The sequence below is a fragment of the Roseixanthobacter finlandensis genome (assembly GCF_043195105.2).
Classification (GTDB): domain Bacteria; phylum Pseudomonadota; class Alphaproteobacteria; order Rhizobiales; family Xanthobacteraceae; genus NCEH01.
Map to the genome: position 1 here is coordinate 682,523 of NZ_CM195536.1, position 20,183 is coordinate 702,705.

17 protein-coding genes are annotated in these 20,183 nt (G+C 65.4%); 12 read left to right on the forward strand and 5 right to left on the reverse strand.

The window, feature by feature from the left end; translation table 11 throughout:
• Positions 1 to 6 precede the first annotated feature (6 nt).
• The 4 genes from V5G24_RS03205 to V5G24_RS03220 form a co-directional block, all read right to left on the reverse strand.
• On the reverse strand, positions 7 to 1,140 hold the full coding sequence (locus V5G24_RS03205; protein WP_394079484.1) for a zinc-binding dehydrogenase: 1,134 nt from the start codon (positions 1,138 to 1,140) through the stop codon (positions 7 to 9).
• A gap of 80 nt (positions 1,141 to 1,220) precedes the next feature.
• Positions 1,221 to 2,663, reverse strand: coding sequence for an aldehyde dehydrogenase family protein (locus V5G24_RS03210; RefSeq protein ID WP_394079486.1), 1,443 nt, complete (start codon positions 2,661 to 2,663; stop codon positions 1,221 to 1,223).
• 285 nt (positions 2,664 to 2,948) lie between these two features.
• Entirely contained in the window at positions 2,949 to 3,755 is an 807-nt protein-coding gene (locus V5G24_RS03215; protein ID WP_394079488.1) for an enoyl-CoA hydratase-related protein, read from the reverse strand.
• Positions 3,756 to 3,834: 79 nt separating this feature from the next.
• Positions 3,835 to 4,878 (reverse strand): LacI family DNA-binding transcriptional regulator, encoded by a 1,044-nt coding sequence (locus tag V5G24_RS03220; protein ID WP_394079490.1) that lies wholly within the window; start codon positions 4,876 to 4,878, stop codon positions 3,835 to 3,837.
• A 185-nt stretch (positions 4,879 to 5,063) separates the two neighbouring features.
• Between V5G24_RS03220 and V5G24_RS03225 the strand changes: the two genes are divergently transcribed.
• The 10 genes from V5G24_RS03225 (at position 5,064) to V5G24_RS03270 (ending at position 15,612) form a co-directional block, all read left to right on the forward strand.
• The gene (locus V5G24_RS03225; RefSeq protein WP_394079492.1) at positions 5,064 to 6,284 is read left to right on the forward strand and encodes a CaiB/BaiF CoA transferase family protein; all 1,221 of its coding nucleotides are present in this window, start codon (positions 5,064 to 5,066) and stop codon (positions 6,282 to 6,284) included.
• A gap of 81 nt (positions 6,285 to 6,365) precedes the next feature.
• Positions 6,366 to 7,661 (forward strand): extracellular solute-binding protein, encoded by a 1,296-nt coding sequence (locus V5G24_RS03230; protein ID WP_394079494.1) that lies wholly within the window; start codon positions 6,366 to 6,368, stop codon positions 7,659 to 7,661.
• Positions 7,662 to 7,720: 59 nt separating this feature from the next.
• Positions 7,721 to 8,575, forward strand: coding sequence for a carbohydrate ABC transporter permease (locus V5G24_RS03235; protein WP_394079496.1), 855 nt, complete (start codon positions 7,721 to 7,723; stop codon positions 8,573 to 8,575).
• On the forward strand, positions 8,572 to 9,438 hold the full coding sequence (locus V5G24_RS03240) for a carbohydrate ABC transporter permease (RefSeq protein WP_394079498.1): 867 nt from the start codon (positions 8,572 to 8,574) through the stop codon (positions 9,436 to 9,438). Before V5G24_RS03235 ends, V5G24_RS03240 begins: the two co-directional genes overlap by 4 nt.
• A gap of 31 nt (positions 9,439 to 9,469) precedes the next feature.
• The gene (locus V5G24_RS03245; protein ID WP_394079500.1) at positions 9,470 to 10,567 is read left to right on the forward strand and encodes an ABC transporter ATP-binding protein; all 1,098 of its coding nucleotides are present in this window, start codon (positions 9,470 to 9,472) and stop codon (positions 10,565 to 10,567) included.
• A gap of 55 nt (positions 10,568 to 10,622) precedes the next feature.
• Complete coding sequence (locus V5G24_RS03250) at positions 10,623 to 11,081, forward strand: MaoC family dehydratase (protein WP_394079502.1); 459 nt, start codon at positions 10,623 to 10,625, stop codon at positions 11,079 to 11,081.
• A complete protein-coding gene (locus V5G24_RS03255; RefSeq protein ID WP_394079504.1) occupies positions 11,081 to 11,869 on the forward strand; it encodes an SDR family NAD(P)-dependent oxidoreductase in 789 nt (262 codons plus the stop codon). The genes V5G24_RS03250 and V5G24_RS03255 overlap by 1 nt, the downstream gene beginning before the upstream one ends.
• Positions 11,870 to 11,901: 32 nt before the next feature.
• Positions 11,902 to 12,867, forward strand: a complete 966-nt coding sequence (locus V5G24_RS03260; protein WP_394079506.1) for a dihydrodipicolinate synthase family protein — start codon at positions 11,902 to 11,904, stop codon at positions 12,865 to 12,867.
• 75 nt (positions 12,868 to 12,942) lie between these two features.
• Positions 12,943 to 13,707, forward strand: coding sequence for an SDR family oxidoreductase (locus V5G24_RS03265; RefSeq protein WP_394079508.1), 765 nt, complete (start codon positions 12,943 to 12,945; stop codon positions 13,705 to 13,707).
• A gap of 399 nt (positions 13,708 to 14,106) precedes the next feature.
• The gene (locus tag V5G24_RS03270) at positions 14,107 to 15,612 is read left to right on the forward strand and encodes an MFS transporter (protein ID WP_394079510.1); all 1,506 of its coding nucleotides are present in this window, start codon (positions 14,107 to 14,109) and stop codon (positions 15,610 to 15,612) included.
• A gap of 52 nt (positions 15,613 to 15,664) precedes the next feature.
• Here the strand turns inward: V5G24_RS03270 and V5G24_RS03275 are convergent, their stop codons facing one another.
• The gene (locus V5G24_RS03275) at positions 15,665 to 17,392 is read right to left on the reverse strand and encodes an L-lactate permease (protein WP_394079512.1); all 1,728 of its coding nucleotides are present in this window, start codon (positions 17,390 to 17,392) and stop codon (positions 15,665 to 15,667) included.
• A gap of 458 nt (positions 17,393 to 17,850) precedes the next feature.
• Here V5G24_RS03275 and V5G24_RS03280 point away from each other — a divergent pair, with 458 nt between their 5' ends.
• Positions 17,851 to 18,750 carry a LysR family transcriptional regulator gene (locus V5G24_RS03280; protein WP_394079514.1) on the forward strand — a complete coding sequence of 300 codons (900 nt, stop codon included), beginning with the start codon at positions 17,851 to 17,853 and terminating at the stop codon, positions 18,748 to 18,750.
• Between the two features lie 157 nt (positions 18,751 to 18,907).
• A complete protein-coding gene (locus V5G24_RS03285) occupies positions 18,908 to 20,125 on the forward strand; it encodes a pyridoxal-phosphate-dependent aminotransferase family protein (RefSeq protein ID WP_394079516.1) in 1,218 nt (405 codons plus the stop codon).
• Positions 20,126 to 20,183 lie beyond the last annotated feature (58 nt).

The following is a 20,183-nucleotide window of genomic DNA, read 5'->3' on the forward strand; positions in this document are numbered from 1 at the left end:
CGGTCCTCATTCCATCACGATGAGCGGCTTGATTTCCTCAAGCCGATGCATGCGTTCCAGCGCCGTGTTCACATCCGCCAGAGCGAAGCGGCCAGTGATCATCGTGCCGAACGGGATGGTATCGATATGGGCTGACGCGAATTGCAGCGCCTTCCAATAGGACTTCACGTCTCCTGAGAAGGAGCCGATGACGCGGATGTTCTTCTTGACGATGGTCGAGGGGCTGAAGGTCGTGGTGCCGCCGCCCAATTGGCCCACCGTGAGATAGCGCCCGCCCTTGCGTACCAGGTCCAGCCCCTCGCCGAACGCATCGGGATGGCCGGTGAATTCCATGACGATATCGGGACCGCGCCCGGCGGTGAGCGCCCGCAATTGGGTGGCACGGTCCGCATGGGTCGTGCCTTCGATGGTGAACACGTGGGTGGCACCGAAATCCTGCGCCAGGGCGAGGCGCGGGGCCGGCGCGCCGATGACGCTCACGGTGCGCGCACCGGCGACGCGCGCCACCGCTGCCGCCAATATGCCGAGTGGCCCGGCGCCCTGGATCGCCACGTGTTCGGACGGGTCGATGGGGCCGAGATTGTCGAAGGCGCTCATGACCGAGCGGAATGCGCAGGAGCACAGGCTCGCAACCGCGTCGTCCAGATTATCCGGCACGCGCACGCGCCCAGACTGGGGCAGCACGTAGCCGTACTCGGAGAAGCCGCCCAGTAGGTAAGGCGGTTTCTCGATATTCTCATACATGTACGCGCGGCGGTTCTCGCACAGGGTCGGCTGGCGGGCGACGGTGCAGAAGAAGCACTGGCCGCAGGCGGTATGGGTCCAAAGGATGCGGTCGCCGATGGCGAGCTTTTGGCCGACGCTGTCGCGTTCCGCTCCGGCGCCGATGGCCACGACACGCCCGACCATCTCATGGCCGAGGATGATCGGCAGGTCCACGGTGAGCGAGAGGTTGCCGCGCGAAAGATGCACGTCCGTGCCGCAGATGGAGCAGGCGGTCGTACGCACGATCAGGGCGCCCGGCTCCGGTGCCCGGGGGATGGGGACGCATTCGATCTTCACCGGTTCTCCGAAGCGACGGACCACCGCCGCGCGGGAGAATTCAGGCAGCTCGGCGAGGTTCGGGGCAGTTCCGATCATGGGCAGGAACTCACAGGATTGGAGAGGGCAGGGGCTGGCGGGGTGCTCGCCCCGCGTCACGGCGCGCTTTGCGCCAAGCCTTACCGGCTGTGGTCGATCACCACGGTCTTGGCCACGGTGTATTCGTGCAGGGCCTCGAACCCCTTCTCGCGTCCGTGTCCGCTCTTGCCGAAGCCGCCGAACGGCAGCTCGATGCCCCCGCCGGCGCCATAGCCATTGATGTAGATCTGGCCTGCGCGGATGCCCTTGGCCATGCGCATCTGGCGGCCGCCATCGCGGGTCCATACGCCGGCGATGAGGCCATAGTCGGTGCCGTTTGCAAGCCGCAGGGCATCGTCCTCGTCATCGAACGGCAGGGCCGCAAGCACGGGGCCGAACACCTCTTCGCGCGCCAATTCGTGCGTGCGCGGCACCAGGCCGAAGAGGGTCGGGGGAACGAAATAGCCATCCTTGGAGGCTTGCGGATGGATCTTGCCCTGGGCGGCAATCTCCACATTGTCGATGGCGGCGCGTTCGAGGAAGCCGGTCACCCGGTCCCGCTGCACCGCATTGATGACCGGCCCGCAATCCAGATCCTGGCTGGGATGCCCCACCTCGACCGCTGCCATGCGGCGGGCCAGCCGGCCCATGAAGGGCTCGTAGATGGAGCGCTCGATCAGCACCCGCGAGCCGGCGGAACAGGTCTGCCCGGTGTTCTGCACGATGGCGCCGATGATGATCTCCACCGCCTTGTCCTGGTCGGCATCGGCGAAGACGATTTGGGGCGATTTTCCGCCCAGTTCGAGTACGCAGGGCACATGATTTTCCGCTGCCGCCCGCTGCACCAGCGTGCCCACTTCCGGTGAACCGGTGAACGATAGGAAATCGATGCCCGGATGGCGCGCAAGCGCCGCTCCGGCTTCCTCGCCGAGGCCCGTCACCACGTTGATGACGCCTGCCGGAAAGCCGATTTGGCGGGCCAATTCGGTCAGCCGCACGCAGGAAAGCGAAGCTTCCTCGGCGGGCTTGAGGATCGTGGTATTGCCCGCCGCCAGCGAGGCGGCGAGCGTGCGGCCGAACATGGAGGCGGGATAATTCCAGGGAATGATGTGGCCCGTGACGCCGCGCGGTTCGCGCAGCACCATCACCTGATAACCGGCCAGGAACGGAATCGCCTCGCCGTGGATCTTGTCGGCCGCGCCTCCGTAATATTCGAAATAACGGGCGGTCACGCGGATATCATTGCGCGCCAGCTTCATGGGCTTTCCGGTGTCGGCAGCCTCGATTTCCGCCAATTCTTCCAGATTATCGAGGATCAGCAGGCCGAGCCGGCTGAGCAGACGCCCGCGTTCCAGCGCCGGCGTGGCGCCCCACACCGTTTGGAAGGCATTGCGGGCGGCTTTGACCGCCAAGTCGATATCCGCTTCCCCGCCACGCGCGATGTGCCCGATGGTCGCCCCGGTGCTGGGGTCCAGCACCGGCAGAACTTCCCCCGAAACAGGGGCGATCCACCGGCCGTCGATAAAGACCTGTTCGTGGTCCATACGCATCCTCCCGAATTATCATTCTTTCGTTTTGCGGATGCTCCTACGCGGGTGGTGTATTCGACAATCCTGAAAAACAAGAAGGACCATTCAGAAAAGCTGAATGATGCGTATCCTTCGCGAGTTGGCAGGTCTTCATCGGGCTACGGCGCGCCATACCGGCGCAAAACGGCACGACTGCGGTGCGCCGAGCGCTCGCGGGCTCAGAAATTGGACCTCGGGGGCGCTCTCATCCGTCGGAACCTATCCCGGCGCGTGCGCAGGAGCGTCCCCGCGGCCTTCGCCTCAGTTACCCTGAAAGTGCGGCGGGCGCTTTTCCGCGAAGGCGGCCATGCCTTCCTTCTGGTCCTGCGTCGTGAAAGCGTGGCGGATCGCCCGGCGCTCGACCTGCAATCCGGCCGCGAGCGGCGTGTCGTAAGCGGCGAGAACGGCTTCCTTCAAAAGGCGCGCGGCAATCGGCGGCTTGCTGGCGATGATGCGGGCAAGTTCGCATGCCCGCTCAAGGGCTCGGCCTGCCGGAACGACTTCCGCCACGAGCCCGGCCGTGAGCGCGGCCGCCGCGTCGATGGGCTCGCCGGTCAGCATCAGCTTCATGGCGAGCGACTTGCCGGCCACGCGCGTCACGCGCTGGGTTGCGCCGTCGCCGGGCAGGATGCCGATGTTGATCTCGGGCTGGCCGAAACGGGCGGTCTGCGAGGCAATGATCATATCGGCCAGCATCGCGAGTTCATGGCCGCCGCCGAAGCAGATCCCCTCGACCGCCGCGATCAGGGGCTTCGGGAAGGCCGCGACCGCATCCCACGCCGCCTGACGGCCGGCGTGTTCCAACGCGGCAAAGCCCCAGGCCTGCATCTCGGTGATGTCGGCGCCGGCGCAGAAGAATGTCGGCCCGCCAGTTAGCACCAAGCAGCGGACTTGCGGGTCGCTAGCGGCCTGCGCGCAGAGGCCGGCGAGTTCGATCAGCAGCGCGCGGCTGAGGGCGTTGCGCTTCTGCGGACGGTTGAGCGTGACCACCATCACCCCGTCGCGCGGCGGCTCTGCCAGCACCAGCGGGTCGGACTGAGTTGATGGTCGGGTAAGCGTCTGGGGCATGGCCGGCCTCCGGAATCGATTTCATGAAAACGTTTTCTGAATCGCTATACCAGAACAGCCGGGCCGAGGTACAGCCTCGTCATGCGCGGGTGAGGCGCCTCGGATTGGTGGTGCGGGCCTTGGCGGTGGTCCCGCGGATCACGATCCGGAACGGCAGATCGGTGACGAGGGGTATGGGCAGGCCGGCGATGGCATTGATGAGATGATCGGCAGCGCCCCGGCCAATCTCCGCGGCCGGAATGCTCACCGTCGTCAGCGGTGGCTCGAGCTGGGAGGAGAGTTCGATATCGTCGAAGCCGGTGATGGACAAGGCGGCGGGAACGGGGATGCCCATGGCCCGTGCCTCGGTCATCGCACCCACCGCCAATGTGTCGGTGGTGCAGATGATCGCAGTGATCTGCGGATGCGATTTCATCAATTGCTGCAAGCCCATGCGCCCCTGCACGAGGGAATGTTCGGCCTTGATGAGGCGGCTCTTCGGCAATGTGACGCCGGCTTCTTCCAGGGTCTTCAGGATGCCGGAGAGGCGGGCGCGGGAGCGGTCGTTGGCGGCGGGGACATTGGCGATGATCCCCACCTCGCGATGCCCGAGGCCGATGAGGTAGCGCGTCATCTCTCGCGTCGCCCCCTCATTGTCGATGCCGATGGCGGGGGTGCCCCGCTTGGAATGGGAGACGTAGGTAATGACGACGGGGATACCGTGCTTCTTGATGAGGGCATGAACCTCGTTGGAAGATGAATCGCCGACAAGGACAATGGCGTCCACGCCGCGCTCGATAAGCGCCCGGACTTCCTGCAATTCCTTCTTCAGATCATACTGAGAATTGGCCAGAAGCAAAGTATAGCCGTGTTCGCTGAGGCGATTTTGCAAAGCCTCGACCCCCTCGGCGAAGATGCTGATGCCGAGTGTGGGCACGACAGCGCCGATGGTATGGGTGCGGCCGGACTTGAGGGCCCGCGCGGCGGCGTCCCGGGTGTAGGACAGGCTGGCCACCGCTTGCGACACCTTATCGCGCAGTTCCGGGCGGACGATGCTCGGATGGTTGAGCACCCGCGAGACGGTTGCGAGCGAAACTCCGGCGAGCTTTGCGACGTCTTCCAGCTTCGTCTTATGTTTAATCAAGGAATACGCCCCTTAAAATCGCAGTTTCCGCCGAAGTTTCAAAACCTTTCGAGATTCGATTATGCCGGGATCTTCGTCTCGAGGTCCATAAGGGTTGACAGCCCCTCAACCCATTTCTATCCTGAAATCGTTTTCAGAGACAGCCCCGCCGCGAGGGCTCGAAAAAATCAAATGGGAGCGAGGCGTTGGACCACCTCAAAGGCATTCGAATCCTCAGCTTCAACCATTTCCTGATGGGGCCGGTGGGCATCCAGCAGCTTGCCGACCTCGGCGCTGACGTGATCGCTGTGGAATCCACCGAAGGCGCCTTTCAGCGCAAATGGGGCGGTGCCAACAAGGACGTGGCCGGACAGACCATGCTGCTGCTCGCCGGCAACCGGAACAAGCGCAGTCTCGCCTTGAACCTGAAGGACAAAAGAGGCCTCGCCATCGCCCGCGAGCTGATCGCCACGGCCGATGTGGTGGCGGAAAATTTCCGCCCGGGCGTCATGGACAAGCTGGGTCTCGGCTATGAAGCTGCCAAGCAGATCAAGCCCGATATCATCTATGCCTCCGCCTCCGGCTATGGCGCGGACGGGCCTTATGTGAACAAGCCGGGGCAGGACCTCATCATCCAGGCCATGTCGGGCCTCGCCACCATCACCGGAACTCGCGAGCACGGCCCGCGGGCGGTTGGCGTCTCGGCGGTGGACCATCACGGCGCGGCCCTGTTTGCCAGCGGCATCATGGCGGCGCTGCTGGGCCGCATGCGCACCGGCAAGGGCTGCAAGGTGGATGTCAGCCTGCTCTCCGCCGCCATCGACCTGCAGCTTGAATCCTTCACCTGCTATCTCAATGGCGTGCGGCCGGATGATGTGCGTCAGCCGGGCAATATCTCCGGTTGGTATTACGGCGCGCCCTACGGCATTTATCCGGCCCGGGACGGCCATATCGCCATCTCGCTCGGATCGCTCGAGGCCCTCAGCGCGGCGCTGGACATTCCCGCCGACCAGCGGGTCGCTGATGCCCAATGCTATACGCATCGCGACGAGGCGACGCCGGCGATCGCAGCGGCGGTCGCCGCCCGCACCCTTGCGGAGCTTGTGGCCGCCTTCGATGCCGCGGGCATCTGGCATGCGCCGGTGAACGATTATCCGGCGGTGGTGGATGACCCCCAGGTGCGCCACAACCAGAGCTTCCAGACCATTATCGGCGCCACGGGCGATCCCATCACGCTGGTCACGCACCCGGTGCGATACGACGGCCAGGCGCCGCAGATCAAGCTTCCGCCGCAGCCGCTGGGCGCGCAGACCGCCGATATCCTGGAAGAGATCGGATACGACGCCGCGGCGATCGAGGATCTGCTGGCGCAGGGCATCGTCGGCGCGCCGGCGAAAGCCGAAGCAGCGGAGCCGGCCTGCGCCTGAACCGCCGCGCATCGTTTCACAATAACGACGTCACACGACCGGGAACCCGGCGAGACACCTTGGCTTCGGGGAGGAGCAAACATGAGTAAATGCAAATCGTTGCGCCTATTGGCCGGACTCGGGCTGGCGGCGGGCCTTTCAGCCCTCGCCCCCAGCGCGGCTTCGGCCACGACGGATCTGACCATCTGCTACATGAACCATCCGGTTCAGACGGCAAACCTGGCGATTCTGGAAAAATGGGCCAAGAAACAGGATATCAACCTGACCAAGACGCCCATGTCTTATTCCATCTATCTGCCCAAGATAACGCAGATGTTGGCAAGCAACTCCACCGGCCAATGCGACATCATCTGGCACAATGACGATTGGGGCCAGGACTGGGCGCAATACCTGGTCTCCACCGCCGATATTCCTGAAATCAAGAACGTGGCCGAAGGCCAGCTCGAACCCTTCTTCAACGAGAAGGGGCAGCCGACCACCGTGCCGATGGCCACCACCGCCGGCATCTTCTTCTACCGCACGGATCTTGTCTCCGAAGCGGAGGTGCCCAAGACCTGGGATGATCTGGTGAAGATTTCCCAGAAGCTCCAGAAAGAAGGCAAGGTGAAATGGGGGTATGTGGGCGGCATGACGTTCACGAACACCTTCTTCAGCTTCTGGTGGTCGCTCTGGAACAACAATTGCGACGTCTACGCCCCCGCCTATGAGCGCGACAATGCCGTGCTCTCCAAGAACGGCTGGAAGCCCATGACGGCCGATGCCTGCCAGGTGCAGACCGCCGAATTTTGGTGGGATGCCCTGCACAAGAACAATATCAGCCCGCCCGGCATGTCGACCTATTCGCGCGATGAGGCGAACGCCATTTTCCAGGCGGGCGATGCCGCTTTCACTGTGGCCGATTCCACCTTGCTCGGCACTTACAACGACCCGAAGAAATCGAAGGCCGCCGGCCATGTCGGCATGGCGCGCTTCCCCCAGGGACCCATGTCGAAGGAACATCGCTCCTGGATCGACATCTGGGGCTGGTCGATCCCCAAGAGCGTGACGCCGGAGAAGCAGAAGGCCGCGAAAGCCCTGCTCGGCGCCATGATGACCGATTACGACGGCCAGATCGCCCAATGGGAACAGACCGGCGGCCCCCCGCCCAACAACAAGGTGTGGGCCATGCTCGACAAGTCCGACCCGGTGTGGCGGCAGGTCAAGGGCATCCTGTTCGACTCCGCCCATGTGCATGACGCTTATTACTTCCGCAATTGGGCGGTGGTGCATAAAACTTACTCGGATATACTGATAAAGGCCGTCACGGGCGCGCGCGAAGACATTCCCAAAGTGCTGACGGAAGGCGCGCCAGCGATCCACCAAGGGGCCATGCGATGAGCATGGCGCCGGTCAGCGCGGCCCACCGGCCGCGCCTGCTCGGGGAGAGGGAGCGCTTCATGCTCCTTCTCATCGCGCCTGCCGCCTTGGTGCTGCTGTCGTTCGAGGTGGTGCCGATCCTCATCGGCATGAATGCCTCGTTCCGCGACTGGTCGCTGGTCAATCCGCAGAAGACCTGGGTGGGGCTGCGCCATTATGTCGAGGTCTTCACCGACCCCGTGTTCCTGAAGATCGTGCTGCCGAACACATTCATCTTGATGGTGTCTTCGGTCACACTGTCGCTGGTGTTCGGCCTTGCGCTCGCACACCTGCTGAAGCGCCAGTTCTTCGGCCGCATCCTGATCCAGACCGTGGTGCTGCTGCCGCTGACCATCGCGCCGGTGATCACGGCGACCATGATGCGCTGGTCGTTCAACGATCAGTTCGGCATCCTCACCAATCTGCTGGCGGTGATCGGCGTGCCGCAGGTGGGCTGGCTCTCCGAGCGCTGGCCGAGCTTCATCATCATCATCCTCACGGATGTCTGGATCTGGACTCCGTGGTTCACCATCATCCTGCTCGCGGCGCTCCAGGGCCTGCCCAAGGAGCCCTATGAGGCGGCGCAGATCGATGCCGCCAGCAAATGGGGCATCTTCACCCATGTCACCTTGCCCCTGCTGCGCCCGGTGATCGCCGTGTGCGTGCTGATCCGCGCCATCGATGCGTTCCGCACCTTCGACCAGGTGTGGGTGCTCACCGGCGGCGGCCCTGCGCGCAGCACCGAAGTGTTCTCCGTCTATGCCTATGTGGAGGCGTTCGTGAATCTCGATCTCGGCCGCGGCGCCGCGGCGGCGGGCGCCGGTGCCATCATCATGCTGGCGGTGGGCCTCGGCCTCTATGCCATCGTCAACCGCGCCATGGAGGTTTCCCGATGAGCCTGTCGCTCGCCGTCTCCTCCGCCGGCTCGCGCGCCCAGGCGGGCGGATTTCTGGGCCTGCTCGGCGTCGCCGGCCGGCGGGTGTTCTTCGCGCTGGTGGTGGTCGCCATCCTGCTGATCTTCATCGGTCCGGTGGCGATCCTGCTGCTGACCTCGGTGCGCCCGCCCTCTGGTGTCTATTACATCTGGCGCGGCTGGGAATTCACGCTCGACAATTTCGCCGAGGTGCTGGCGCAGCCGGTGGTGCTGCATTCCATGTGGAACAGCTTCGTCCTGTCCTCCATCGCGACGGTGGCTTCGCTCGGTGTGACGGTGGGCAGCGGCTACATGCTGTCGCGCTTCACCGGACCTATTCAACGCAGCTGGTTCGGCATCATCTATGTCTTCCGCACCGTGCCCTACATCTCCTGGGTGCTGCCGCTGTACCTGGTGACGACCAATCTCGGCATCTACGATACTTATCTCGGCCTGCTGCTGCCCCACGTGGCGGTGCATGTGTGCTTCTTCTCCTGGATCATGAAGGGCTTCTTCGACAGCATCAGCCCCTCCATGGAGCATGCGGCGCTGATCGACGGCTGCACCCGCTGGGGGGCGTTCCGACGGGTGGCGCTGCCCTCGGCCATGCCGGGCATCGCCGCGCTCGCCATCCTGTCCTGGCTGTGGACCTGGAACGAGTTTCTGTTCGGCCTCATCCTCACGGCGCAGCGCACGCCGGTGATCACCGTCACCATGGCGCAGTTCGTCACCGAGACCGGCACCGAATGGCACCTCATGAGCGCGACCGCCGTGCTCGCCATGCTGCCGGCGCTGCTCATCACGATCTTCGGACAGAAATACGTCGTCCGCGGCCTGCGCATGTAGCCGAACGGACGCATCAGGGAGGATTTTCCAAATGGCCGAAGTCATACTGAAAGATCTCTGCAAGACCTACGGCTCGCTGCATGTGGTGAAGGACGTCAACCTGCACATCCAGGATCGCGAATTCCTGGTGCTGGTCGGCCCGTCCGGCTGCGGCAAGTCCACCACGCTGCGCATGGTGGCGGGGCTGGAAGGGATCAGCACCGGCACCATCCAGATCGGCAGCACGGTGGTGAACGACCTGCCGCCGAAGGACCGGGACATCGCCATGGTGTTCCAGAATTACGCGCTCTACCAGCACATGACGGTCTACGACAATCTCGCCTTCGGCCTACGCAACCGCAAGGTTTCCGAAGACAAGATCAAGCAGGAGGTGATGCGGGCCACCGAGATTCTCGGCCTCGGCCCGCTGCTGGCGCGCAAGCCGCAGCAATTGTCCGGCGGCCAGCAGCAGCGGGTGGCGCTCGGGCGCTGCATCGTGCGCCATCCCCAGGTGTTCCTGTTCGACGAGCCGCTGTCCAACCTCGACGCCAAGCTGCGGGCGCAGATGCGGGTGGAGCTGAAGCGCCTGCGCGAGCGGGTGGAGACCACCTCCATCTATGTCACCCACGACCAGGTGGAGGCGATGACGCTCGGCGACCGGGTGGTGGTGATGAAGGACGGCTGCATCCAGCAGGTGGGTACGCCGCTCGACATCTACAACCGGCCGAAGAACCGCTTCGTCGCGAGCTTCATCGGCGCGCCTGCCATGAACTTCGTGCCGGTGGACATCGTCCAGAAGGGCGATTTCTTTCACGCCGAGGCGCAAGATTTCTCGATCCGCCTGCCGCCGCAGCGCGCCGAGATGTTCGCGCGCACCGCGCGGCGCCCGGTGACGCTCGGGGTGCGCCCGGAGCAGGTGTGCTTCGGCCCGTGCCCGGCCGGGCACGAGACGGCCTTCTCCGCGCCGGTGGAAGTCACCGAGCAGCTCGGCGCGGAAATGGTGATCGGCGTGCGGGCCGGCGACACGCTGATGATGGCCTCGCGCATCGCGCCCGAGGCGGCCATCGCCGTGCACGACCATGTGCCGCTCTGGCTCGACCCGCGTGGCCTGCATTTTTTCGATCGCGAGAGCGAGGAAGCCATCAACTGACGGGCGGTTCCGCGCGACCCGTCCCGCCGCTTTTCTTCTGATTGAGGACCAAGACATGACTGTGATGCACGCAAAGGTCGGCGACAAGGTGAAGTTCTCTAAGACCGTCGGCGAAAGCGACGTCTATCTGTTCGCCGGTCTCACGGGAGATCTTTCCGGCAATCACGTGGACAGCGAGTTCATGAAGAACTCCATGTTCGGCCAGCGCATCGCCCATGGCGCGCTGCTGGTGGGCTACATGTCCACCGCCTCCACACGCATGATCGAGAAGAGCCTGGAGCAGGGCATCGATTCAACCCCGGTCTCCCTCGGCTATGACGGCATTCGCTTCGTGAAGCCGGTGTTTTTCGGCGATACGATCCTCGTCACCTACACCATCGCCGAAGTGGATGCCGAGCGCCGGCGCACGCTCGCCCAGGTGGATGTCACCAACCAGCGCGGCGAGACCGTCGCGGTCGGCAAGCACCACATGAAATGGACAAAGAACGCGCAGACCGCAGAGCGGGCCGCGTGATGGCCGAGGGTGAACAGGCAAGGCCGCTCGAAGGCCGGGCCGCCATCATCACCGGCGGCGGCGCGGGCATTGGGCGCGCCATCGCGCTGCGTCTCGCCGCCGACGGCGCGCGCATCGGCGTGATCGATCTCGATGCGCAGGCGGCGGCGCAGACGCGCGATCTGATCGCCGCCGCCGGTGGCGAGGCGGTGTGCGCGCGCGCCGATGTCGCCGATGCGCAGGACATCGGCGATGCGATCCACGCCCTGCGCGATAGCCTCGGGGGGCTCGACGTGCTGGTGAACAATGCCGGCATCATGCGCCTCGGCGCCATCGCGGATCTGCCCAAGGCCGAATGGGAGGCCATGTTCCGCATCAATGTGGACGGCATCTTCCACGCCTGTCAGGCGGCGGTGCCGCTGCTCACACAGGAGGGAACGGGCCGCATCATCAACATGTCGTCCTGGCTCGGAAAATCCGGCAAGGCGTTCTACGGCGGCTATTGCGCCACCAAGTTCGCCATCCTCGGCCTCACCGAGAGCCTGGCGCTGGAACTGGCGCCGCGCCGCATCACGGTGAACGCCATCTGTCCCGGCATCATCACCGACACCGCCATGCGGGCGCGCGGCGAGGAAGACGCGCTCCAGCTCGGTCTTGAAGGGTCCGACAAGCGCGTCGCGGCGATCCCGCTCGGCCGGCTCGGCGTGCCGCAGGACGTGGCGAACGTCGCCGCGTTCCTGGCCTCGGACACCGGCGCCTACATGACCGGCCAGGCCCTCACCGTCGCCGGCGGCCTCTGGCGCCACTGAATTTCGCTCGAACCTCCATAGGAGTGCTGACCATGCCCCGTTTCAAGGATTATGTGCCCCACGGCGTCATTCCCGCCACGCTGCTGGCGGTGAACGAGGATTTTTCCATCAATGAGGGCGAGACCCGCCGCCACCTGCGCGATGTCGCGGCGGTGGATGGGCTGTCCGCCATCACGGTGAACGGCCATGCCTCCGAAGTGCATGCGTGCACGTTCGAGGAGCAGAAACGCATCCTGGCCGTTTCGCTGGACGAGATCGGCGCGCGCCTGCCGCTGATTTCCGGGGTCTATGCGGACGGCACGGCGGAAGCCGCGCGTCTTGCCCGCATGGCGGCGCAAGAAGGCGCCTCCGCCCTGCTAGTGTTCCCGTCGAACACGCTCTCCATGGGCGGTCACCTGCGGCCGGAAATGGCGATCGCGCATTACAGCGCCATCGCAGACGCCGCGCCCGACCTGCCGATCATCTGCTTCGCCTATCCGGAAGCCTCGGGCGTTCACTACCCGTTCGACACTTTGCTGAAGCTGTTCGAAAAGGTGCCGAGCATCCGCGCCATCAAGGATTGGTCCAACAATCCCATGCTCCACGAGCGCCACATCCGCACCTTCCAGACGCTGGCGAAGCCGGTGAACGTGCTGACCACGCACTCCTCCTGGCTGATGGCCTCGCTGACCATGGGCTGCAACGGCCTGCTCTCCGGCGCCGGCAGCGTGATCCCGGATCTTCAGGTGGCCCTGTGGCGGGCGGTGCAGGACGACGATCTCGCGCTCGCGCAGCAGATCAACGACCGCATCTATCCGCTCGCCCAGGCCTTCTATGCGCCGCCGTTCCTCGACATGCACAACCGCATGAAAGAATGCCTCGTCATGCTCGGCCGGCAGGAGCGCGCGGTGGTGCGCGCGCCGCTGATGAAGCTGCCGCAAGCCGAACTCGATCGCCTGCGCCGGGCGCTCACTGAGGCGGGTGTCACCCGCGACGGTGCCCTTGACAGAGCTGCGTGAGCGCATGCGACCTTGCCGGCCAGGGCGCTCCCCCCGCGCCTTGGCCGGCAAGACCATTTTTGGATGAGGAAACCCATGGGTCGCTTGAACAACAAGATCGCCGTTATCACCGGCGGCGGGTCCGGCATCGGCGCGCGGGCGTGCCTGCTGTTCGCGCAAGAAGGCGCCCATGTGACGGTGGTGGATCGCGACGAAGCGGCGGCCTTCGCGACGGCGACACGGATCATGCAGGAAGGCGGCACGGCCCATGCGGTGCGGGCCGATGTCTCGAACGCCTCCGACATGCGCGCCGCCATCGACGGCATCGTGAGCGCGCGTGGCCGCATCGACATTCTGGTGAACAATGCCGGCTACGGCATTCCCGGCAGCGTGGTCGAAACCGAGGTGGAGGATTTCGACGCGCTCATGGCGGTGAACGTGCGCGGGGTGTTCCTCGGCTGCAAGTACGCCATTCCCCACATGGTGCGGCAGGGCGGCGGGGTGATCGTGAACACCGCTTCGGCGGTCTCCACCGTCGGCATCCGCGACCGGGCGGCCTATGTCACCTCCAAGGGGGCCGTGGCGGCCATGACGCGGGCCATGGCGCTCGACCATGTGGACCAGGGGCTGCGCATCAATGCGGTGGCGCCGGGCACGATCGAATCCCCCTTCTTCGACGAGATGTTCCGCACCAGCCCGGATGCCGCGGCACTGCGGGCTGGCCTTGAAGGGCGCCAGGCCATGAAGCGGCTCGGGCGGCCGGACGAGATCGCCAATGCGATGTTGTTCCTCGCCAGCGACGACTCCAGCTTCTGCACCGGCACCCTGCTGGCGGCGGATGGCGGCTGGACCGCCCAATAGGCGCAGGCGGCGGTCGCGGACGGCCGTTCGCCCCGCCCCACGGCAGCCGATGAATGATCACCTCTGTGTGATCGCCCGGCCGGCCTTGTCTCCCAAATGGCGTCCACCGTCTCCGCCGCCCCCAGCCGGCACAAGGGCTGCTGCGGCATGGGTCGCCGGGCAGAACCCAGGGCAGGGCGCCCCGCGCAAGCCATGCAAAAATGTGCCTTGTGCGTGACGGGATGCAAGGGCTCTTTTGCGCCTGCCGCAGGCTCAGCGCCGGCGCCACATCCATAAGCCTTTGAATTGAAGCGCCCGTTTCCTGCGTTCGATGGTCGCGTCCGAGCCGTTGCGTGGCGGCGACATTCCCCGTTTTCGAACCGGGTTCGGGCGCCCTGATTTCGCGAGCCCAGATCGCCGATGTCCGTCCAAGTTCCCCAGAGCCACCGCGTCTATCTCGTTGCGTCCATCCTGCTCAGCACGTTCATGGTGGCCATCGAATCGACCATCATCGCCACAGCCATGCCGAGCATCGTCGGGCAGTTCGGCGGGTTTGGCCATTACAGCTGGGTGTTCTCCGCCTTCCTGCTGGCGCAGACCACGACGACGGTGATTTACGGGAAGCTCGCCGACATTTTCGGCCGCAAGCCGGTGCTGATCGGCGGGACGCTGCTGTTTCTCGTCGGTTCGCTGCTGTGCGGCTTTGCCTGGTCCATGTTTTCGCTGGTGGCGTTCCGCCTGCTGCAAGGCATTGGCGCGGGTGCGATCCAGCCGCTGACCATCACCCTGGTCGGCGATCTCTATCGCCTGGAGGAACGTGGCCGAGTGCAGGGGATGCTTGCCAGCGTGTGGGCCGGCTCGGCGGTGGTGGGTCCGCTCGTCGGCGGCCTGCTGGTAGATTATGTCTCCTGGGCCTGGATCTTCTGGATGAACGTGCCCATCGGCCTTCTCTCGGTCGCGGGTTTCGTCTTTTTCCTGCACGAAAAGGTCGAGGCCCGGACCACGAAGATCGATTATCTCGGCGCCGGCCTGTTCAGCGTGTCCATCGCCTCCCTGCTGATCGTCCTGAGCGAGACCGACGGCGCGCTCTCGATCATGGCGGGCTTCGGAGCGCTGTTCGTCGTGTTCGGCCTGCTGTTCCTGTGGCAGGAGCGGCGCGCGGCCGAGCCGATCATCTCCTTCGATCTGTGGAAGCGGCGGCTGATCGCCACCTGCAACATTACCGCGCTGCTGGTAGGCATCCTGCTGATCGGCCTCACCACCATTCTGCCGCTCTATGTCCAGGGCGTGCTCGGCTATTCGCCGATCGTCGCGGGGCTGGCGCTCACCATGCTGATCCTCGGCTGGCCGCTGGCGGTGAGCCAGTCGATGCGCCTTTACCGCGTGTTCGGTCTGCGCCGGGCGCTGCGGGGGGTGAGCCTGATGCTGCCCGGCGGGTGCGCGATCCTGCTGTTCCTCACTCCGACGAGCCATCCCGTGCTGGCGGGCATCGGTTCCTTCGTGGTCGGCATCGGCATGGGCACCACGAGCTTCACCTGCATCGTGCTGATCCAGGAAAGCGTGGAATGGTCCATGCGCGGCAGCGCCACCGCCTCGAACATCTTTGCGCGCAGCCTCGGCAGCGTGCTCGGCGCCACCGTTGTGGGCGCCATGGTCAACCTCGGCCTGCTGCATTTCTCAAGCACCGAACTGGCGCAGCGGGTCCACGAAGTGCTCGGCCAGACCACCGGACTGCTGGCGGTGCATGACGATGCCGCGGTCATGGCGGTGTTCGAGCGGGCCTTGCATGCGACCTTCTGGGGCGTCTTCCTGGTCGCGCTCCTGACCGCGGCCGTGACGTGGCTCATCCCCGTCCAAGTGGCGGCGGGAGACGCGCCGGAGCCGCATTCCGCCGCCGCTTCCCTGGGCGACATGGCGGGCGAATGAGCGGATGGCCACGGCGAGGCTTCGCCGCCGTGGCCTGACTGCGATGGCAGGATCAGTGAATGACCATCGCGGTGAAGGGCCACACATAGGCCTGTAGCATGATCAGCCCGCCCACCAGCGCCGCCAGCACGATCGAGTGCCAGAACACGAAGCGCAGGATCTTGCCTTCGTTGCCGGTATAATTGGTGGCCGTTGCCGCCACCACGATGGACTGCGCGTCGATCATCTTGCCCATGACGCCGCCGGAAGTGTTGGCCGCGCCCATCAGGATCGGCGAGAGGCCGAGTTGCTGGGCGGCGATCTTCTGCAGTCCGCCGAACAGGACGTTGGAGGCGGTGTCGGAGCCGGTCAGCGCGACGCCGAGCCAGCCGAGCAAGGTGCCGAAGAAGGGGTAGAGCACCCCGCTGCCGGCGAACGCGAGGCCGAGTGTGGCATCGACCCCGCAATATTTGGTCAGCGTGCCGAGCGCCAGCATCGCCGCCACGGTGATGAGCGAATAGCGCAGCACCCAGAGCGTTTCGCCATAGGCGGAAAGCAGCCGGCGCGGCGAATAGCGCATCACCAGGCCCGCGACCAAAGCCGCGAGGAAGATGCCGGTGCCGGTCATGGTGAGGATGTTGAAGCTGAAGACCGCGCCTTCCAGGCCCGCCTTGGGCACCACCGGCGGCACCTTCTGGATCAGGTTATGCAGCCCGTCGATCGGCCATTTGGGGGCGAACAGGGGATTGACCAGATCCTTGAAGGTCTGCGTGCCCCAGAGGAATACGAACAAGCACAGGATGATCCACGGCACCCACGAGCGCAGCACCTCGCCCGAGGTCTTGCCCAAGGTCTTGCCCGCAAGCTCGCCCGCCGGGGTGGCGGCGGCGCCGAGCGCCACCGGGGCCGCGACCCGAACGGGTTCATCGTCGGGCCGGTTGCGCAGGCTCGGGCTTTCCCAGATCTGCCGGGGGCGCCACACCTTCAGGAATCCGACGAGGCAGGCCATGGAAACCAGGGCGCCCACCACATCCACCAGCCAGGGCCCGTGGAAGTTCGAGACCAGGAATTGCATGCCGGCGAACGAGCCGCCGCACACCAGGATCGCCGGCCAGATCTGCATCATGCCGCGGAAGCCGGCGAACGCCCAGATCAGCCAGAACGGCACGATGAGCGAGAAGAACGGCAATTGCCGCCCCACCATGGCGCCGAGCTGGAAGGCGTCGTGCTCGTTATTGCCGGTCAGCTGCATGACCGAGGCGAGGGTGATGATGGGCGTGCCCAGGGCGCCGAATGCCACCGGTGCGGTATTGGCGATCAGCGCGAGGCCGGAGGCCGCCAGGGGCGAGAAGCCGAGCCCGATGAGGATCGCCCCCGTCACCGCCACCGGCGTGCCGAAGCCTGCCGCGCCCTCGAAGAAGGCGCCGAAGCAGAAGGCGATCAGCAGCAATTGCAGGCGCCTGTCTGGGACGATGCCGGCGATGGATTCCTGCAAGGTCTTGAACGATCCGTTCTCCACCGTCAGGCGGTAGAGGAAGATTACGTTGACGATGATCCAGCCGATGGGGAACAGGCCGTTCAACATGCCCAGAAAGGCCGCCTTGCCGGCCATGGCCGGGGGCATGGTGAAGCCGAACACGCATACCGCGAACGCGGCGGCGAGCGCGATCAGCGCCGCCATATGGGCTTGCACATGGCCGAAGGCGATGAGCCCCAGCAACAGGACGACCGGAATGGCCGCAATCAAGGTCGACAGCAGGGCGCTGCCGAACGGGTCGTAGACCTGGGTCCAGATTTCCATCGGGAAGGCTTCCTTTTTATGAACAAAGGGGTGTGGCGCCGCGTGGGCAGCTGCCGCGCGTGGGGCGCGGGCTATCAGCCGGCGCGGCGCGACGGCGCGGCCGCCGCAATCCATGGGCTTCAGGCGCCGGTCCGCGTTCGCAGCCAATGGCGGCGGCGGGCGGTCCTGGTGTGATCCTGGCGTTAATCGATCCGCTGCCGGGACGAGGCCCGGCGATGGTCAGCCGGCGGCGGCAGGCTGAGCGGACGATCTGCGTCGGCTCTGACGCAGGTCTGGAGGTCGCAGGGTGCGGACGTGGCTTGACGCCCTGGTAAAACGAACTTTCAGTCGCATGTGCATGATCTGTCCCCGCGGATTCAAATCCGTCTGGTTAGGTCATTCATCCTGCGGCCGACTCGCGCCGTTGTGTATTGTCGTCCACGCGCCACTTAATTGCGCTCAGACTAATAGAGGCGCGTATGGAGATCCGCCAATTCCGTTACTTCGTCGCCGTGGCGGAGCATCTCCATTTCAGCAGGGCGGCCGAGCAACTCGGCATCAGTCCCCCCTCCATGACCAAGCAGATCCAGGAGATCGAGCGCGAGCTGGGGGTACGATTGTTCCAGCGCACCAAGCGCTCGGTGCACCTGACGAGCGCGGGCGAGATCTTCCTCGACGACGCGCGCCGGGTCATCCAGCAGGCGGAGCGGGCGGAGGAGACGGCCCGGCGGGCCGGGCGCGGAGAACTCGGCCGCATCGAATTGGGCTATGTCGCGTCCACCGCCTATGCCGGGGTGTTGCAGCAGCAGGTGGCGAGCTTCCGCGCCGCCCATCCGAGCGTGGAGGTGAATTGCCGTGAGGTCGCCATGGACCTGCTGCCGGAGATGCTGGACGATGGGCGCATCGACGTGGCGTTCCTGCGCCCGCCCATAGCCTATCCGCCGGGGATTCTCTCGGTGACGCTTCTGCGCGACCCTTTCGTGGTCGCGCTTCCCGAGGCGAACCCCCTGGCCGCCCATGACCAGATCGCGCCGGAGGCATTGCGGGGCGAGACCTTCATCCTGCCGGAGCAGGATGCCGGCACGCTGGAAGTGGCGCGGCGCGGCGGCTTTGAACCGAAGCTCGGTCCGCGGCCCGGAAGCCTCACCGCCGTGGTGGTGCTGGTGTCGCTTGAGGTTGGCGTCGCGGTCATTCCCAATTCGCTGCTGCGCGCGGTGACCATCGAGCGCGTCACCTATCGCCCGCTGGCGGCGCCGCAGATCCTCTCCGAGATCGCGGTCGCCTTTCGGCGCAGCGAATGGGCACCGGCCACCCAGGCGTTCATCGCGCAGATCCGCGGCGTCGCGCGCACCCTGCCGGCGCAGGGAAAGCCGGTCTGAATTAGCTGTAGGGCAATTATTTTACGCGTTATTTTCAATTCACAGTAAAAAACGGCAATGGGATAGTTCCTTCAAGGTTCGCCGAACCGATCGCAAAACAGGGCCGAATGGCCGGCGACAGGCGTGCCACGGCGCCCCACGGGCGAATGGAGGAACCATGCTCACTCTCGATTTCCATCCCTCGGGCCGCCACTTCCTTCAGATTCCTGGCCCGAGCCCGGTGCCGGATCGTCTGTTGCGGGCCATGAGCTATCCCACCATCGATCATCGCGGGCCGGAGTTCGGCGCGCTGGGGCTCAAGATCCTCGAAGGCATCAAGCGCATCTTCAAAACCGCGCACCCGGTCATCATTTATGGCGCGTCGGGCACCGGCGCCTGGGAAGCGGCGCTCGTGAACACGCTGAGCGCCGGCGACACGGTGCTGATGTACGAGACCGGCCATTTCGCCACCCTCTGGCACGAGATGGCGCTGAACCTTGGCCTGAAGCCTGAATTCATCGGCCTTCCCGGCATCGAGGGATGGCGGCGCGGGGTGCAGGCGGCGATGATCGGCGAGCGGCTGCGGGCGGACAGCGAGCATCGCATCAAGGCGGTGTGCGTGGTGCACAACGAAACTTCCACGGGCGTCACGTCCGACATTTCCGCGGTGCGCCGCGCCATCGATGCGGAGGGCCACCCCGCATTGTTGATGGTGGACACCATCTCCGGCCTCGCCTCGGCCGATTATCGGCATGACGAATGGGGCGTGGACGTCACCATCTCCGGCTCCCAGAAGGGCCTGATGCTGCCGCCGGGCATCGGTTTCAACGCCCTTTCGCCGAAAGCGCTGGCTGCCAGCAAGGCGGCCACCTTGCCGCGCGCCTATTGGGATTGGGCCCCGATCCTTGCGGCCAATACCACCGGTTACTGGCCTTATACCCCCAACACCAACCTGCTCTATGCCCTCAGCGAAGCCATCGAGATGATCGAGGTCGAGGGGCTGGATACGGTGTTCGCGCGGCATCAGCGCCTGGCCGAGGCGTGCCGCGCCGCCGTCCAGGCCTGGGGGCTGGAGATTCAATGCGCCGACCCGAGCGTCTATTCGCCCGTGCTCACCGGCGTGATGACGCCGCCGGGCGTCGACGCCAATGCGGTGCGCCAGATCATCTACGAGGCGTTCGATCTCTCGCTCGGCACCGGCCTCGGGAAGATGCGGGGCCGCATGTTCCGCATCGGCCATCTCGGCGATTGCAACGACCTCTCGCTCCTGGCGGCCCTCGGCGGCTGCGAGATGGGGCTGAAACTCTCCGGTGTGCCGCTCGCCGGCAGCGGCGTGGTGGCCGCCATGGATCGCCTGGCCCGTCCCGTGCCGCGCCCCGCCGCCAAGGTCGCCTGATGCCGTGACCCTGGATCCGGCTCCCCCATCGCCGGGTCCTCCTTCCCTCGCGGGCGGC

Coding starts and splice junctions, on each gene's coding strand:
- V5G24_RS03275 (WP_394079512.1), bottom strand. CDS start 17,392: ATGGAAATCTGGACCCAGGTCTACGACCCGTTCGGCAGCGCCCTGCTG.
- V5G24_RS03205 (WP_394079484.1), bottom strand. CDS start 1,140: ATGATCGGAACTGCCCCGAACCTCGCCGAGCTGCCTGAATTCTCCCGC.
- V5G24_RS03255 (WP_394079504.1), top strand. CDS start 11,081: ATGGCCGAGGGTGAACAGGCAAGGCCGCTCGAAGGCCGGGCCGCCATC.
- V5G24_RS03265 (WP_394079508.1), top strand. CDS start 12,943: ATGGGTCGCTTGAACAACAAGATCGCCGTTATCACCGGCGGCGGGTCC.
- V5G24_RS03270 (WP_394079510.1), top strand. CDS start 14,107: ATGTCCGTCCAAGTTCCCCAGAGCCACCGCGTCTATCTCGTTGCGTCC.
- V5G24_RS03245 (WP_394079500.1), top strand. CDS start 9,470: ATGGCCGAAGTCATACTGAAAGATCTCTGCAAGACCTACGGCTCGCTG.
- V5G24_RS03250 (WP_394079502.1), top strand. CDS start 10,623: ATGACTGTGATGCACGCAAAGGTCGGCGACAAGGTGAAGTTCTCTAAG.
- V5G24_RS03280 (WP_394079514.1), top strand. CDS start 17,851: ATGGAGATCCGCCAATTCCGTTACTTCGTCGCCGTGGCGGAGCATCTC.
- V5G24_RS03285 (WP_394079516.1), top strand. CDS start 18,908: ATGCTCACTCTCGATTTCCATCCCTCGGGCCGCCACTTCCTTCAGATT.
- V5G24_RS03230 (WP_394079494.1), top strand. CDS start 6,366: ATGAGTAAATGCAAATCGTTGCGCCTATTGGCCGGACTCGGGCTGGCG.
- V5G24_RS03235 (WP_394079496.1), top strand. CDS start 7,721: ATGCTCCTTCTCATCGCGCCTGCCGCCTTGGTGCTGCTGTCGTTCGAG.
- V5G24_RS03240 (WP_394079498.1), top strand. CDS start 8,572: ATGAGCCTGTCGCTCGCCGTCTCCTCCGCCGGCTCGCGCGCCCAGGCG.
- V5G24_RS03210 (WP_394079486.1), bottom strand. CDS start 2,663: ATGGACCACGAACAGGTCTTTATCGACGGCCGGTGGATCGCCCCTGTT.
- V5G24_RS03215 (WP_394079488.1), bottom strand. CDS start 3,755: ATGCCCCAGACGCTTACCCGACCATCAACTCAGTCCGACCCGCTGGTG.
- V5G24_RS03260 (WP_394079506.1), top strand. CDS start 11,902: ATGCCCCGTTTCAAGGATTATGTGCCCCACGGCGTCATTCCCGCCACG.